This is a genomic window from Clostridium celatum DSM 1785, from assembly GCF_000320405.1.
GTDB lineage: Bacteria > Bacillota > Clostridia > Clostridiales > Clostridiaceae > Clostridium > Clostridium celatum.
On record NZ_KB291619.1, the window covers coordinates 1 to 16,678 of the forward strand.

General features: G+C 26.9%; 12 protein-coding genes, 2 tRNA genes and 3 pseudogenes. 6 read left to right on the forward strand and 11 right to left on the reverse strand.

The genetic code is table 11. The features are described from left to right. Window positions 1–39: 39 nt before the first annotated feature. Both HMPREF0216_RS04805 and proB read right to left on the reverse strand, forming a co-directional pair. A pseudogene (locus HMPREF0216_RS04805) lies at window positions 40–1,283 on the reverse strand (glutamate-5-semialdehyde dehydrogenase). Window positions 1,284–1,304: 21 nt separating this feature from the next. Beyond that, the gene (gene proB / locus HMPREF0216_RS04810) at window positions 1,305–2,111 is read right to left on the reverse strand and encodes a glutamate 5-kinase (RefSeq protein WP_005211835.1); all 807 of its coding nucleotides are present in this window, start codon (window positions 2,109–2,111) and stop codon (window positions 1,305–1,307) included. A gap of 290 nt (window positions 2,112–2,401) precedes the next feature. On the opposite strand from proB, the gene HMPREF0216_RS04815 reads away from it, so the two are divergent. Next, window positions 2,402–3,778 (forward strand): YjiH family protein, encoded by a 1,377-nt coding sequence (locus HMPREF0216_RS04815; RefSeq protein WP_005211837.1) that lies wholly within the window; start codon window positions 2,402–2,404, stop codon window positions 3,776–3,778. A gap of 93 nt (window positions 3,779–3,871) precedes the next feature. Here the strand turns inward: HMPREF0216_RS04815 and HMPREF0216_RS17630 are convergent, their stop codons facing one another. From HMPREF0216_RS17630 to HMPREF0216_RS04840, 6 genes and pseudogenes are all read right to left on the reverse strand, one after another. Next, window positions 3,872–4,714, reverse strand: a complete 843-nt coding sequence (locus tag HMPREF0216_RS17630; protein WP_005211842.1) for a YhgE/Pip family protein — start codon at window positions 4,712–4,714, stop codon at window positions 3,872–3,874. A 212-nt stretch (window positions 4,715–4,926) separates the two neighbouring features. Further along, complete coding sequence (locus HMPREF0216_RS17635) at window positions 4,927–6,024, reverse strand: YhgE/Pip domain-containing protein (protein ID WP_005211844.1); 1,098 nt, start codon at window positions 6,022–6,024, stop codon at window positions 4,927–4,929. Between the two features lie 26 nt (window positions 6,025–6,050). Then, window positions 6,051–6,341, reverse strand: a complete 291-nt coding sequence (locus HMPREF0216_RS04825; protein WP_051040662.1) for a helix-turn-helix domain-containing protein — start codon at window positions 6,339–6,341, stop codon at window positions 6,051–6,053. Window positions 6,342–6,553: 212 nt separating this feature from the next. Next, a tRNA-Glu gene (locus HMPREF0216_RS04830) sits at window positions 6,554–6,628 on the reverse strand. Window positions 6,629–6,710: 82 nt separating this feature from the next. Then, window positions 6,711–8,401: pseudogene (locus tag HMPREF0216_RS04835) on the reverse strand (ABC-ATPase domain-containing protein). 2 nt (window positions 8,402–8,403) lie between these two features. Continuing rightward, window positions 8,404–8,982: pseudogene (locus tag HMPREF0216_RS04840) on the reverse strand (DUF1836 domain-containing protein). A 216-nt stretch (window positions 8,983–9,198) separates the two neighbouring features. Here HMPREF0216_RS04840 and trhA point away from each other — a divergent pair. The 4 genes from trhA (at window position 9,199) to HMPREF0216_RS04860 (ending at window position 12,959) form a co-directional block, all read left to right on the forward strand. Beyond that, on the forward strand, window positions 9,199–9,846 hold the full coding sequence (gene trhA, locus HMPREF0216_RS04845; protein ID WP_005211859.1) for a PAQR family membrane homeostasis protein TrhA: 648 nt from the start codon (window positions 9,199–9,201) through the stop codon (window positions 9,844–9,846). Between the two features lie 30 nt (window positions 9,847–9,876). Further along, entirely contained in the window at window positions 9,877–10,074 is a 198-nt protein-coding gene (locus tag HMPREF0216_RS04850) for a DUF4351 domain-containing protein (RefSeq protein ID WP_005211860.1), read from the forward strand. Between the two features lie 202 nt (window positions 10,075–10,276). Continuing rightward, window positions 10,277–11,866 (forward strand): ABC-F family ATP-binding cassette domain-containing protein, encoded by a 1,590-nt coding sequence (locus tag HMPREF0216_RS04855; protein WP_005211862.1) that lies wholly within the window; start codon window positions 10,277–10,279, stop codon window positions 11,864–11,866. Window positions 11,867–12,062: 196 nt separating this feature from the next. After that, window positions 12,063–12,959 carry a phosphatidylserine decarboxylase gene (locus HMPREF0216_RS04860; protein WP_005211867.1) on the forward strand — a complete coding sequence of 299 codons (897 nt, stop codon included), beginning with the start codon at window positions 12,063–12,065 and terminating at the stop codon, window positions 12,957–12,959. A gap of 85 nt (window positions 12,960–13,044) precedes the next feature. Here HMPREF0216_RS04860 and HMPREF0216_RS04865 read toward each other — a convergent pair whose 3' ends face one another. The 3 genes from HMPREF0216_RS04865 to HMPREF0216_RS04875 all read right to left on the reverse strand — a co-directional run bounded on the left by HMPREF0216_RS04865 (window position 13,045) and on the right by HMPREF0216_RS04875 (window position 15,203). Further along, window positions 13,045–14,181 (reverse strand): Card1-like endonuclease domain-containing protein, encoded by a 1,137-nt coding sequence (locus tag HMPREF0216_RS04865; protein WP_005211869.1) that lies wholly within the window; start codon window positions 14,179–14,181, stop codon window positions 13,045–13,047. A 120-nt stretch (window positions 14,182–14,301) separates the two neighbouring features. After that, window positions 14,302–14,376: transfer RNA gene (locus HMPREF0216_RS04870), tRNA-Arg, on the reverse strand. Window positions 14,377–14,432: 56 nt separating this feature from the next. Continuing rightward, entirely contained in the window at window positions 14,433–15,203 is a 771-nt protein-coding gene (locus HMPREF0216_RS04875; RefSeq protein WP_040418911.1) for a DUF1189 family protein, read from the reverse strand. A gap of 194 nt (window positions 15,204–15,397) precedes the next feature. Here HMPREF0216_RS04875 and HMPREF0216_RS04880 point away from each other — a divergent pair, with 194 nt between their 5' ends. Beyond that, window positions 15,398–16,603 (forward strand): L,D-transpeptidase, encoded by a 1,206-nt coding sequence (locus HMPREF0216_RS04880; RefSeq protein ID WP_051040663.1) that lies wholly within the window; start codon window positions 15,398–15,400, stop codon window positions 16,601–16,603. Window positions 16,604–16,678 lie beyond the last annotated feature (75 nt).

Here is a 16,678-nt window from a genome sequence, read left to right on the forward strand (position 1 = left end):
AGTAAGTTCGCCTAACCAAATTAAAATTTGGAGGCTCACTTATCTTATCTGTCCATTTCCGTAAATAATGTATTTAATAGTAGTTAATTCTTTAAGTCCCATAGGTCCTCTTGCATGAAGCTTTTGTGTGCTTATACCTATTTCAGCTCCAAACCCAAATTCTTCTCCATCAGTAAACCTAGTTGATGCATTAACATAAACAGCTGCTGCATTTACTTTTTGTAAAAACTTTTGAGAATTTTCATAGTCTTTAGTAACTATAGCTTCTGAATGTCCTGATCCAAATTTATTAATTATATTAATAGCTTCGTCTATATCTTTAACTACTTTTACTCCAATTTTATAATCTAAATATTCGTTGTACCATTCCTCATCAGTTGCCTTTATTATTGAAGAATCATAAGCAATTGCTGATTCATCACCTCTAATTTCTACTTCTTTATCTCTTAGAGATTTTAAAATTAGTGGCATAAATTCTTTAGCAATCTTTTCATTTACTAATAATTTTTCTGCTGCATTACATACTGATGGTCTTGATGTTTTTGCATTAATAACTATATTTTTAGCCATTTCAAAATCAGCATATTCATCCACATATATATGGCAGTTTCCTGTGCCAGTTTCTATTACAGGAACTGTTGCATTCTTTACTACTGCTTGAATAAGACCTGCTCCACCTCTTGGTATTAGAATATCTATATATTCATTTAATCTCATCATTTCAGTTGCAACTTCTCTACTTGTATTTTCTACTAATTGAATTGCATCTTCTGGAAGCCCTACAGATTTAAGTCCTTTTACTAAAACTTTAACTATAGCTTTATTAGAATTTATAGCTTCACTACCACCTCTTAAAATAACTGCATTTCCTGCCTTAAAACAAAGTCTGCTGCATCGCTAGTTACATTTGGTCTTGCTTCATATATTATACCTATAACTCCCATTGGAACTCTTTTTTGACCAATTTGTAATCCATTAGGTCTAGTCCACATTCCTAAAACTTCACCTACTGGATCTGGAAGTGCAGCTACTTGTTTTAATCCATTTGCCATTGCTTCTATTCTATCTTCATTTAAAGCTAATCTATCAAGCATAGATTTAGATGTACCCTTTTCTATTGCTGCTTGCAAATCTAACTTATTTGCAGAAATTATTTCATCTTTATTATTAACTAAAAAAGATGCCATCGCATTTAATCCATTATTTTTTTCTGCTGTGCTAATATTTCCTAATATAAATGATTCCTCTCTTGCCTTTTTACCTTTAACAATTAATTCGCTCATTATTATGATCTCCTCTTATAACTACTTCTTTATAAATAATGTTCCAATATCTTTTACACTGATAATATCTAATAAAAGTTCTGGATTCTCACCATTAGCTAAAATCATATTACATCCTGCATTTATAGCTCTTTTCGCTGCAGTTAATTTAGTCGCCATTCCACCAGTTCCAAGATTACTTCCTGCACCACCAGCACATGCTTCTAATTCAGGAGTTATTTCTTCTACTATCTTTATAAGTTTTGAATCTGGATTTTTTCTTGGATCTGAATCATAAAATCCATCTATATCAGATAATATAATTAAAAGGTCTGCTGATACCAATTGCGCTACTATAGCAGATAAATTATCATTATCACCAAATCTAACTATATTTTCTATCTCATCTATAGCAACAGTATCATTTTCATTTACTATTGGTATTATTCTATTATCTATTAAAGTTTCAAATGTATTAACAACATTTTGTCTTATATGATCATCTTCAACAACATCTCTAGTTAATAATACTTGCCCAACTATATGACTATATTCTCCAAAAAATTTACTGTATATATGCATAAGCTCACATTGTCCTACAGCCGCAACAGCTTGCTTTTCTTTTATAGTCTTTGGTTTTTCCTTTAATTTAAGCTTATTTACTCCTACTCCAACTGCACCTGATGTAACAAGAACAACTTCTTTTCCAGAGTTCATTAAATCTGATAAAACTCTAGTTAATTTTTCAATTCTAGTTAAATTAATATTTCCATTATTATAAGTAAGAGTTGAAGTTCCTACTTTAACAACTATTCTATTACACTGTTTTATACCTTCTCTAAAGTTCATTTATGTCATCTCCCAAAATCTAGCTTATTATCTATATATTATAATTATGTTTTTAATTATTTGCTATAAAAATTTCCTATTAAATATTGTAGTATTTTTAAAGTTTCATTTCCACATATATGAATTTGTGCATAAATCTTTTGCATTTCTTAATTTTTATACATAAACATTAAATTTTATAAAACTTTTTTGTTTTTTATACATTTATACTATTGATTTTTAATATTTTTGCATATAAAATGAATAGAGATGAATAATTATAAAAAAATTCTGTATAAAAGGAGAACGTTATGGAGATTTCAGGATTAAAACCCGTTGACAATAAAAAAGTAACTTTAAAAGATAACTTAAAATTTATACTTCCATCAATACTGGGTGTAATACTTTTTATGATACCAGTAAAGCATAACGGAGATATAACAATTCCTATTGCTATTTTTTCAAGCATGTTAGTTGACTTTTTAGGAGATTATCTTGTTTATATAATAACTGGAACACTAGCTTTATCAGCAGTTATTAGTTTAATAACAACTTTATTAAAACCAAAATTTATCGTTAATAATAAATTTTTAAACTCACTTTTTAGTACTACACCATTATGGTTAACTGCAAGAGTGCTTGGTGGAATATTTGGGGTACTAGCTGCATTTCAAATAGGACCTGAAATGATAATTAGTGGAGATACTGGTGCATTTGTATTACATGATCTTTTAACTGTATTATTTTCAATATTCCTATTTGCAGGTTTGTTCTTACCATTGTTACTTAACTTTGGCCTATTAGAATTCTTCGGTGCATTATTAACAAAAGTAATGAGACCTGTATTTAAACTACCTGGCCGTTCATCAATTGACTGTATTACATCTTGGTTAGGAGATGGAACCCTTGGAATAATGTTAACTAATAAGCAATATGAAGATGGTTTCTATACAGAAAGAGAGGCTGCTACTATAAGTACTACCTTCTCAGCAGTTTCAATAACTTTCAGCTTAGTGGTAATAAATACTGTTGGACTTGGAAATATGTTTGTGCCATTTTATTTAACTGTAACATTTGCTGGTATAGTTGCAGCAATAATAGTTCCAAGAATTTATCCATTATCAAAGAAAAAAGATACTTATTATAATGGTGAAACTAAAAAAATAGATGAATCTATTCCAGAAGGATATACTTCATTCTCATGGGGATATAAAAAGGCAATTGAAAAAGCTGAAGAAAATTCTCACATAAAAGAATTCTTTGTTGATGGATTCAAAAATGTTTTAGATATGTGGATTGGAGTTCTTCCTGTTGTTATGTGTATGGCTACTATAGCTCTTATAATTGCAACTTATACTCCAATATTTAAAATACTTGGATTACCATTTGTTCCAATACTTCAATTATTACAAGTACCTGAAGCCCTTCAAGCTTCTCAAACATTAGTTGTTGGATTTGCAGATATGCTACTTCCTTCAGTTGTTGCTTCAACAACAATAACTAGTGAAATGACAAAATTTATAGTTGCTGCTGTATCAGTAACTCAACTTATATATATGTCTGAAGTTGGTGGAGTTCTACTTGGATCAAAAATCCCAGTAAATATAAAAGAATTAATAATTATATTTATAGAACGAACTTTAATAACTTTACCTGTTATAGTTTTAATCGCAAACTTCATTTATTAAGAACTTAAAAGGATGTATTATATTGAATACTAATTCAATATAATACATCCTTTTTATTTATTGCTATATTTATGATAAATAATGCTACTTTAATTAATGCTCACCTATTTTGCTTTTATGGAAGTTCTCTATAAATCCACTTAAAAGTTTATTTATAGGTTTCTTTAACACAATAGCAATTAGCATAGATAAAATTACATATGATGATAAAACAATAATATCATTTATTAATACATTTGTTACTACACCACCTATAGCTTCTCTAGCAAAAGAGTTTGCATACGTAAATGGTAAGAATGGATTAATAATCTGGAAAAATTGCGGTGTTAGTTGTATCGGGAATGTTCCTCCAGAACCAGCTACTTGAAGAACTAATAATATTATTCCTATTACCTTTCCTACATTTCCAAATACAGAAACTAAAGAATATACTATAAAAGTAAATACCATACTAGTAAATATGCTACCTAACACAAACATTCCTGGATTTACACAATAAATTTTTAATATATATAAATCTCCTAATGCTACTATTAATCCTTGTATACATGCTATACTTAAGAATAATAATAATTTACCAAAATAAACTTCTACAGGTTTATATTCACCATCAGCATGTACACTTAAAATTGAAACTAAAAGTAAAATTCCTACCCATAATGATAGTACTGTATAAAAAGGAGTCATAGCTGTTCCATAATTTTGCATAGGAAATAATTTATTTTCTGTAATCTCAACTGGATTAGCTAAAAAATCACTTCTCTTTGCAACATCAGCCTTCAATAAATCTACTACTTCTTGTAATGATTCATTATTATTTATTTTTCCTATTTTTTCTGTTATTTCATTAATCATTTCTTCTACTTTAGGAAGCTTTTCTTTTACATACTCTAATCCATCAATTCCACTATCTACACCAGTAACTGCAATATTCAAAATATCTTCTACTTGCGGAAGCTTATTTTCTGCCTCTTTTAAAACAACTAATGCACCTTCAGCAACTTCATATCCCTTATCAAAAATCTCATTTAATTTTGGAATGATACTTGAATCAAAATTAGTATATAATCCATTAGTAATATCTGAAACATTAGTAGATAGTGTAATTATTTTATTTAATAGACTTAAATCTGGAGTTATTCCTTTTGCTACATTATCTTTACTGTATTTAAAGTTTCTACTACAATATTTAAACTATCACTAACACTTTGTAATTGACTAATAACCTCATCAAATGGTCTTGCTGGGTTAAACTTATTCAGCTTTTCTAACATACTTATTAGTGATTGTGTCATTTCTTGAATTCCATTTACTTTTGTTATTAGGTTGTCCACTATTTCTGGAACCTTATCTGAACCTGAATTTATTGCATCAATAAGAGCTTGTGTATGCTTTAATACTTCATTTGAAATTTCATTTATTATTTTTATATCTTCCTTTAATGTTGGTGCTAATGTATTAACTGCATCTTTTGAATCTGTTAAAAACTCTTCAACACTAATACTTAAACTTTGAGCATTTTTTATAGTAGACTGAATTAAAGGAATCTCCTCTTGTATTTCTTTTATTAAATCTTCTAATTTTATAGCCCCATCATAAGCTAAATCAGTTGTATTATTTATATTATCAAATTTACTTTGTAACTCTAATAATGAATTATGTATTGTTGATATTTTAGGAATTTGATTCTCTAATTCTATTCCTACTTCATTAGCAACTCCAAATATAGCTTCACTTACAGTTTCAACAACAGCTTTACTTACTTTTTCTTTAACTCCACTAGCTCCCTTATCAGTTAACTTTGGTGCAATAGCATTAACTTTTTCATTAACTGTATAGACTATTTCACCTTTTTTTATATCTTCATCAATTATTGATGTTAAATCAGCAGAAAAACTTTCAGGAATAGTTATCATCGCATAATAAGTTCCTTCTTCAACAGCTTTTGCTGCTTCTTCCTCACTTACAAACTGCCATCCTAAGCTCCTATTATCTTTAAGCTCATCAACTACAGTATCACCTATATTTATTTCTTTATCATTTAATACTGTTCCTAAATCATTATTAACTACTCCTATTTTTATTCCACTTGTAGCCGCTTCTGAATAAGGATCCCATGATGCCTTTATATTAAACCACGCATATAAAGACGGTAATATGCATAACGCTGCTACTACAATAATAGCTGCATAGCTCACAAAAATTCTTTTTAAATCTCCCTTATAAATCTTAAATATATTTTTCATAACATATCCCCTGACATTAAAGTGCTCTATTTTTTATTTTTTCTAATTATACTTACTCTTTCGTGTACTCTATCTAGTAAATCTAAAAGCTTGCTAGTATCTTTTTCATATATATCTATTAAATATTCCTCAGTACCGCTATACTCTAATGAATTTCCTGTACCTAACCAATTAATAACTGCTTGTTTACTGAACCTCCATTCTCTTCCAATTTTTCTTGCTGGTATATTTTCTTCTTTTAATAACTTAATCATTGTTTTTTCACTAACATTTAACAATTCACATACTTCTTGCAAATTTAGAATTTCCTTGTTCACCATTTTTCTCCTTTCAACATATTATTTATATTTTATTATACTCATCTTTTTGTTTTATGCAATACTAACTGTATTTAACATGCAATTAAATTACTTTAACAGCAGTTTAACTTACCTTTTAAAGTAATAATTATATTTATTAAAATATAATTACTACTTTCTTATAAATAAAAAAAGAGCAAACCTACAGTTTGCTCTTAAATTTCTTAATATGGTGACCTGTAGGGGAATCGAACCCCTGATTTCACCGTGAGAGGGTGACGTCTTGACCTCTTGACCAACAAGCCATATTGTAAATTATTAACTTTACAATATTAATATTACCATACTTTGCGAAAATATACTAGATATTTTTTCCATTTATTCAAATTATTTTATCTTTATCTTTCTATATCTATTATACGCACATAATAGTTCTTGCTTTCTTACCTTGGCAAGACTTCCATATCCACCTTTTATTCTATCAATATCAATAAGGTTTTTATTCATTTCATCACAAATCTTATCTGCAATTTGTGATAAAGTTAAATTCTTACCCATTAAATTATTTTCAGCATACTTCATTGCAGCCCCAATAGTATTTAATTGCTCACTATCTATTAATTGCTCTACAGACCTTAAATCTATATTTTCTTTATTAATAGATATACCATCCTTACCTAAAGTTTTAATTTTAACACCTTTTGGTCCTGCTTCTATAGTTCCTCTAAGTAATACTCTATTAAAATTAATATCTATATTTATTTCTTTAGCATGTTAAAATTTCCCTTGCTTAAAGATTTTGCTTTTTCAGTAACTTCATACGGTTCATAATTATCCATTTGAATAACTAAATCAGCAATATCGAAAAAGTCTCCTGAACTTCCTGCCACTAGTATTGTTGATATCCCAAGCTTACTATAAAGACTTTTTGCAACATCTATAAAAGGTGTAATTGGTTCTTTATCCTTTGCTACAAGCTGTTGCATAATATTATCCCTAATCATAAAGTTCGTTGCTGATGTATCTTCATCAATTAAAAATAACTTTGTATTACTTTCAATTCCTTCAATTATATTCGCTGCTTGTGATGTACTTCCACTTGCATTTTCAGTGTAAAAACTAACAGTATCTTTTCCATTAGGTAAATTATTTATAAACAGTGATATATCAGTCTTTGTTATTGCTCTTCCATCTTCTGCTCTAACTTTTAAAGCAGAATCATCAGTTATAACAAACTCTCTTCCATCACCTTCAATATGATTATATACACCAAGCTCTAAAGCTCTAAGTAATGTTGACTTACCATGATATCCTCCACCAACTATAAGTGTTATTCCCTTAGGTATTCCCATTCCTTTAATACTTCCTCTATTAGGTGTATTAAATTCTACTTCTAACGACTTTGGTGAAATAAATTTTTTCCCACTATTTAATGGCTTTTCTGACACTCCACTTTCTCTTGGAAGTATTGAGTTATTCGCTACAAAAGCTATTAAATTATGTTTATCAAGATTATTTCTAATATATTGTTGATCTTCTACAAGCTTTATTCTTTCAATTAATCTTCTAGTGTTAATGTTTGTATAAATTAGAGTATTCTCAATTATATTAGGCAAAATATTAAATAATATTTTTTCTAACTCCTTTGATAGTACACTTCTTCCTCTTGCAGGAAATCCTATATAAAATCTGGCCTCTATTTTCTCTTTATCTATTATTATTGAAGACCTTTCTAGTATTTGTTGTGGACACCTACTTATTTCAATAATACCACTTTTTCCAGAACCAAAAATTCTTTCTCCATACTTATATATATTTTTAGTGAAAAGTCTAGTTAAAAAATCACATAAAGCAACTCTTTTATATCCTTCTTTAAATAATTCTATAGGAAATTTATTAATATTATTTTTTACTATAACTCTAATTCTTGATGGTGCTGCAAAAGGATCACCTTGAACATGATCTATACTTAATATAAATTTATCAAAATCATATTGCCCCTCTAAATCCTTATAAGACTTATAACCTCTACCATCAATTCTATCTAATTCTCTTTTTAAATCATTTGAATTTTTCATGACTATTTCTCTCCTTCACTAAAAAATTCATCAATTAATTTTTCACTCATCCTTCTATACATATTACTCATATTAACTAAAGAACATAATAATAAAAACTTCTTTTCAAGTTCTCCATTTATTTTATCATTTTCATTAATATTATTATTAATTGCTTCAACCTTAGTAGCGACTTCCTCTTTGAAGACCCCTGCATCTACCTCACATAGTTCTAAGAAACAAGAATACAACTCCCTTAATGGATAATTTTCATTCTCTTCACACTGATTTATTATATTATCTAAACTACTTTTTATATCATTAATTGATAATGCTCACTTTAAAATATAAATTAATGACATTAATATCAAATGTTCTTTTGAGTATTTCTTATTCTTTATTGGTAATAATAACTATCCTTTAGCGTAATTATTTATCATTGTTTTTGTTAATATCTTTTCATCTTCATTTCTCTTTTGAGCTGATAGTTTTGATTCGAATAATTGTATTACTTGATCCATATATAAATCTATTTCAGGTATCTCATCTAATTTAATATTATTTTCTAATATTAATCCATTTAAAATTTCATTTATGTCCATAAGGCCTCCATCTAGTTTTAAAAACCACTTATTATCATTGTTATATTTCAATATTAATAGTATTTTCTAATATTTTCAAGAAAAACATATGTATTTCATTTTAATTTCTTTAAATCTCCCAAAATAAACTTTGACTAACTTGCACATATAAATAATAATATTAATATAATATCATATAGTTTTAAAAACTACTTGTTGAAATAAGAGGTGTATTTTATGTATAAAAAATTTAGAGAACCTATAAATTCTATTACCCATCTTACTGGTGCTTTATTATCATTAGTTGCTTTAATTGCAATGCTTATTAAAGCTATGTCTAACGGAGCTTCTACTGTTACAATAATATCTGTAGCTATTTTTGGAATTAGTTTAATTCTTTTATATACAACCTCAGGAACTTATCACGGAATAATTTCAACAGAAAAAGTTATTTCTATATTTCAAAAACTAGATCATTCAATGATTTTTGTATTAATAGCAGGTTCCTATGCTCCATTTTGTTTAGTATCCTTAGGTGGAAAATTTGGATTTACTATGTTTACTATAATGATTTCTATCGCAATATTTGGAATTATATTTAAACTTTGTTGGTTTAACTGCCCTAGTTGGGTAAACAGTGCTATGTATATTGGTATGGGTTGGGCTGCTTTATTTATGCTAAAACCTCTATCAGCTATTTTACCTAGTATTAGTTTATTTTTATTAATTCTAGGTGGTGTGCTTTATACAATTGGTGGAGTTATTTATGCATTAAAACCTAATACTCTAAAAATAGGTAATTGGGGTAATCATGAAATATTTCATATATTTATTTTATTAGGTAGCTTAAGTCATTTTATTTGTGTCTTTACTTATGTAATATAATTAAATCTTAGTATGAGAGGTTGATATTCTATGCTTAACTTATATGAAGATGGTATTGAAAAGGGTCAGCATTTATTATTGATTAAATTATTGAATAAAAAATTTGGTAAAATATCTGATAAGTACCTTGAAAAACTTGAAGACTTAGAAAATAAATATATTATAAATATTGCACTAGATATATTTGATATAGAAAATATAGAAGACCTCGATAAATATTTAGTGTAATATAGAAAAAGCTATTGTATTGAAGTTATTAATATAATTTTTATACGGTAGCTTTTTCTATTGTTTTTAAGTAATTTTTTACAAAGATTTTTTTTGCAATTTTCTCACTAATTCACTATCCTAATATTGCATATTTTCATGAAAATATAAAAACTTTGTGTTATAATAGCGAAAGAATAATAAATGAAATGAGGTATGTTGAGTGATTAATGTAATAAACGTAAGTTTAAGATATGGGTCTCGTAAGTTATTTGAAGATGTTAATATCAAATTTACTCCTGGTAACTGTTATGGTGTTATCGGTGCTAATGGAGCTGGTAAATCTACATTTTTAAAAATATTATCTGGAGATGTTGAACCAAATACTGGTGAAGTTATAATTGCCCCAAATACAAGAATGTCTGTTTTAAAACAGACACATTATGCATATGATGAATTTGAAGTTTTAGAAACAGTTATAATGGGTAATAAAAGATTATATGAAATAATGAAAGAAAAGGATGCTTTATATGCTAAACCTGATTTTTCAGATGAAGACGGAATCAAAGCTGCTGAATTAGAAGGTGAATTTGCCGAGCTAAATGGTTGGGAAGCTGAATCAGAAGCATCATCATTATTACAAGGACTTGGAATCGGAACTGACTCACATTATAAATTAATGTCTGAATTAACTGGTGCAGAAAAAGTAAAAGTATTACTTGCTCAAGCTTTATTTGGTAACCCTGGAATATTAATTCTAGACGAGCCTACTAACCACTTAGACATTAAATCAATTAAATGGCTTCAAAACTTCCTTGGAGATTTTGAAGGTACAGTTATCGTAGTATCACACGATAGACACTTCTTAAACGAGGTTTGTACTCATATGGCTGACGTTGACTTTGGTAAGATTAAATTATACGTTGGTAACTATGACTTCTGGTATGAATCAAGCCAATTAGCATTACAAATGGCTAAAGATCAAAACAAGAAGAAAGAAGAAAAAATTAAAGAATTACAAGACTTCATTGCTAGATTCAGTGCTAATGCTTCTAAATCTAAGCAAGCTACATCTAGAAAGAAATTATTAGATAAAATTACTTTAGATGATATCCAACCTTCAAGCAGAAGATACCCATTCGTTGGATTCAAGCCTGAAAGAGAAGTTGGTAATGATATATTAGTAGTTGAAGGATTATCTAAGACTATTGATGGTGTTAAAGTTTTAGACAATGTAAGCTTCAGAGTAAATAAAGAAGATAAAATTGCATTTATCGGAAATGAAATTGCAATCACTACTTTATTTAAAATAATAACAGGAGAAATGGAACCAGATGCTGGGGAATTTAAATGGGGTATAACTATAACTACTTCTTATTTCCCTAAAGATAATTCTGAATTCTTTAATGATTGTTCATTAAGCTTAGTTGATTGGCTTAGACAGTTCTCTGAAGAAAAATCTGAAAGCTACATAAGAGGATTCTTAGGAAGAATGTTATTCTCTGGAGAAGAAGCTTTAAAACAAGCTAATGTATTATCAGGAGGAGAAAAAGTTAGATGTATGCTTTCTAAAATGATGTTATCTAACGCTGATGTAATAATTTTAGATGGCCCTACTAACCATTTAGACCTTGAATCAATTACTTCTGTTAATAACCGTTTAAGAGACTTTGATAGTAATATTTTATTTGCTTCTCATGACCACCAATTAGTTCAAACAGATGCAAATAGAATAATAAAAATAAATAATGATGGTACTATATTTGATAGAACTATGTCATTTGACGAATTTGTTGAAAAATTCGGTGAATAATATTAAAAGGTTGTGCATTTTGTGCAACCTTTTACTTTAAGTTTTATTAAATAATTTTTGATATAAATTAAAAGATATTAATGTATTTTTAAGTAAAAATATATAATATCTCATTAAATAAACTAAACTTTTTTGTTATAATATGTATAATATTCAATTATTATATTGTTTTAGTTAGTAAATAAGAGGTAAATAAATGATACAAGTTTATAATAGACATACAAATAAATATGATACTGAAAATGTTGCCGGTGAAAAATCCATTAGATGGGCATATGAATCACCTATTGGCAAAGGGTTTTTAGAGTTATTAGTAAAAAGAAAATTATTTTCTAAATTATATGGAATCTATTGTGACACTAAAATAAGTACAAAAAAAATTCCTTCTTTTATAAAAAATTTTAATATTGATATAGATATGTGTGTTACTGATCCATCAGACTTTAAAAGCTTTAATGATTTCTTTACAAGAAAACTTACAAAAGAAGCTAGACCTATAAATAAAGATAAAAATATATTAATCTCTCCTGGAGATGGGCGTTTATTTGCCTATACTGATATTTCAATAGATAATATTATTCAAGTTAAGAATATTAGTTATAGTTTATCTGAATTATTACAAGATGATGAAATTGCTAAAGAATATGAAGGTGGAACTTGTTTAGTATTAAGATTATGCCCAATAGATTATCATAGACTTCACTTTGTTGATGACGGTATTGCAGAAAAATCTAATATTGTTAATGGTAATTATTACTCTGTAAATCCTGTTGCCTTAGAAAGAATTCCTAAGCTTTATTGTCAAAACAAACGTGAATGGAGTGTTTTTCATTCTAAAAACTTTGGAGATATAATTCATGTAGAAGTTGGTGCAACATGTGTTGGTTCTATAATTCAAAGTTACAAACCAAATACCAAAGTAAAAAAAGGTGACGAAAAAGGTTACTTTAAATTTGGTGGTTCTACAACAATTTTATTCTTTAAACCCAATACAGTATTAATTGATGATGATATATTACTGCAATCTTCCTTTGGCTTTGAAACAAAAGTTAATATGGGAGAAAAGATTGGTGAAAAAATAAACTTAGGTTAACTCTTACTCTAAAATATTTTTATAACAAATGGCAAATAAAGATGACTCTTATTAATTTGCCATTTGTAATTTTTATATACTTTATTTAATCCTTTTTAATTATATTTTTAAACTCTTTAATAAATTTATTCTCGTCTCCATCAAATATAATTAAATGTATTCCCATTTCTTTTGCTCTTGTTCGTACTGGAAGTTTTAATGGCTCCTTTGTTGCAACTAATATTTTATATGCATTAGGGCCACCTATTTTATTTGCATAAACATTTAACTCATTAAGAGCCATTTCATTATATTTATCACTATCCTTACAAGAAATAAATATTGGAACTGAATCTTTTACTGCTACTACATCTACTTCATTTCTAACAGAATTATTTTTTTCATTCCATAAAAACATAACGCCATTTTTGGATTCATCTATCTCATCTACTTTATTAACCAACTTATTTGTCTCAATTTCGAGCCATGTTCCACTTTTAAATATAAATGCCTTTAAATAATTATTATTAAAATTAACAATAACTTTATTAGCTTCTTCTTTATATGTAATCTCATTCATTTCATATAATTTATTAAGTATTATATTTAATAAATTAATTTCTTTTTCAGATAAATTTTCTTTATGAATATATATTTTTTGTGGTTCATTACTATCATGCTCAAATATACTTGCTTCATATAATTTTTGCTTATGTTCATGCCATAAAGATAAATTTTTTGATATTTGCTCTGAAAAATATATCAAATCTTTTTTATTGCAAAGTTCTGATGAATCTTCTACAATCTTTCCCCCAGCAGCTTTAACTATATCTTCTATATCTAAATCCTCAAAGCTTTTATCTGTTAAATTTACCCCATCTTTAAATTCATACATAACTTTTTTCTTAATATTGATGTATATTGCAGTAATCTTATTTTTTATACATAAATCTAATAAAATCAATGAATTAATTCTTTTTCCACCAGTTAAATTTACAATAATATTTTTATTTTTAACTTCATTAATTATTTCTTCTAGTTGTCTATTATCACCTTCATCTACTATGAACTCTTTTATTTCTATAGTGGATAAATTATTTTTATAATACTCTGTTACAACTTTCATTTTGTCGAAATCATCTTTGCTTCTAATATAATATACTTTACTTGGATTTAACTCTTTAGTTGCAAGAATATTAGCTTCATTATGTTCATCTAATGAATTTATTAATACATCAATCATATAATTTTACCTCTTTATTATGAAAAAACTTTTCATTATACCTTATATTTTTAGTTTTCCAAGTAAACTTAATTTTATAAATAAAAAAAAGAACTGCTAACTAATTAGCAGTTCTTTTGATGGCAGAGCGTAAAGGAATCGAACCCTTAATGCGCCGTCCGTAGCGGCGTGTTATATCCGTTTAACTAACGCTCCAGAGTATTAACACTCTTATCTTATCATATAAATTATAATTTATCAACAATAAAAATTTATTGGATATCTTTATTATCATAATAATTAATGTAATTTATACCAAACATTAAAGTAAATCCTCCGATAAGAACCGATAAAGCACCTATTGGATATATTAAATTTATTAGTGCTGGTAATGTAATAGCATATATTGAAAGAGCAAATATTTTTTTATATTTTATCCTTTTAGGACTAATTAAATTATTAACTACTCCAACTAAAGATATCATTAATGCCCACATTAATAATTGTATAAATTTAACTATAATTACAAATGGTATTATAAAGTATTTTATAATATATATTTTATTTAAAGCAGTTATAACTATATCATTATTTATATTAATCTTATCTAATCCATAATCTGAATATTTAAATGTGCTTTGCTCGGAATTAAATTTAGTCATTACCCCATCTTTTAATATAACTGTTACCTCTTCCTTATGAACAGTTATATTTCTAATAGAATCTAAATCATCTAAAGACTTAGTAGTATCTATATATAGTAATGTTTGTCCTTCCTCTTCCTTTATTGGTGATGCTGGAAAATTTAATATTCCATCTTTCATTTCAAATTTTAATTCATCTTGCTTTAGAAAAATTTCTACAGTTTTTTCTACATTAGAAATTACATAGGTACTCATACACCCTTGAATAATTCCCAGTATTACTGAAAGTAATAAAACATAAATAAATGCCTTTGATAATTTTTCTTTTATCAAATAAATATATTTTTTAGGCCTCATACTAAAAGTAAATATATTAATTATACTAGTTCTTTTATTCATATATCCTCCATTAAATTTAAATTTGACTTTGACTTTATATTTAATTTTCAATTAATTATCATCAATTTTCACTATATAAGTATATCACACTATACCAAATTATCTCATGTATTTTTTGTTAAATAAAAATAAATATGTTTAAAATTCCTATAATTAGTCAATTATTAAGATATAACTATTTAGGAGGTATTAGTTTGAATAATTTATTTAGAAAATCTAAATCTAATGTTTTTAAAATAATTACTATAATTTCTCTAATTATTATAATTGGATTTACCATTACTTATTATACAAATTCTAAGTACATAGCAATACGAGATAGTTTCTACTCTGAATTTAATAAATTAAACTTTACCGAAGCTAAAAATATTATTAATTCAGATAACTTTTATTTAAAAATTAAACAAAAAACTTTAAATAAAGATTTAACAACATATTTTTCATCAGCAGTAAGTAAACTTTGTAATAATCTCTTAACAAATACAATTAGTAAAGAAGATGCATTAACCATACTTAATGAAATTAAAACTTACGGATTATTAAATGAATCTTTAGATAAATTAATAGTTTCTTTAGATGATAATTATACAGCTTCCTCAGAAAATGATTATAATACTTTATTAGAACTTGGAATAGAAAGTAAAAATAATAATAATTTTGTTAAAGCTATAGAACTATTTAATAAAATTCCTTCTTCATCTGAGTATTATAATACAGCTCAAACCAATATATCAGAATGTGCTGAAAATTATAAAGAACAATTATTTACTGAAGCAGATAATTTAATTAAAGAAGATTATTATACTAAAGCAATAGAGTTATTAAGCAATGCTAATAGCACTATTATAAGTGCAGATGATGAAGATATAGCAAATAAAATTAGCTCAATTTCTGATGCTAGAGATGAATATCTATTGGCTGTTAATTCCTCTGATTTAGCTTCTGAAGATGATCAAGCAACTTCTTCAATGCTACAATCTATTTCATCTCAAAATATTAATACTTTAAATATTGAAAGTTTAACTTCCAATTTAATATATGTTAATTTAGCTGAACAAATTACTTATGTCTATGAAGGTTACGCCAACAACTGGAATTTGGTAAAAGATTTTTCTTGTTCAACTGGAATTGATGGTGAAGATACACCTACAGGAGTATTTACAGTGCTTAATCGTGGTGATTGGTTTTTCTCTGATTCCTATGGTCAGGGTGGAAAGTACTGGGTTCAATTTTTAGGAGACTATTTATTTCACTCACTTCCTTATGATGAAAGCCAAAGTGAAATATTAGACTATACCCTTGGAACTCCTGCATCTCATGGTTGTGTAAGATTAGAAACAGAAGATGCAAAATGGATTTATGATAATATCGAAGATGGTACTAAGGTAATAATAAGTTAAAGAAAAAGTTAAAAGTTAGTGGATTTGTCCTTTAACTTTTAACTTTTTCTTTTTTTATTATGATAAAATATATTA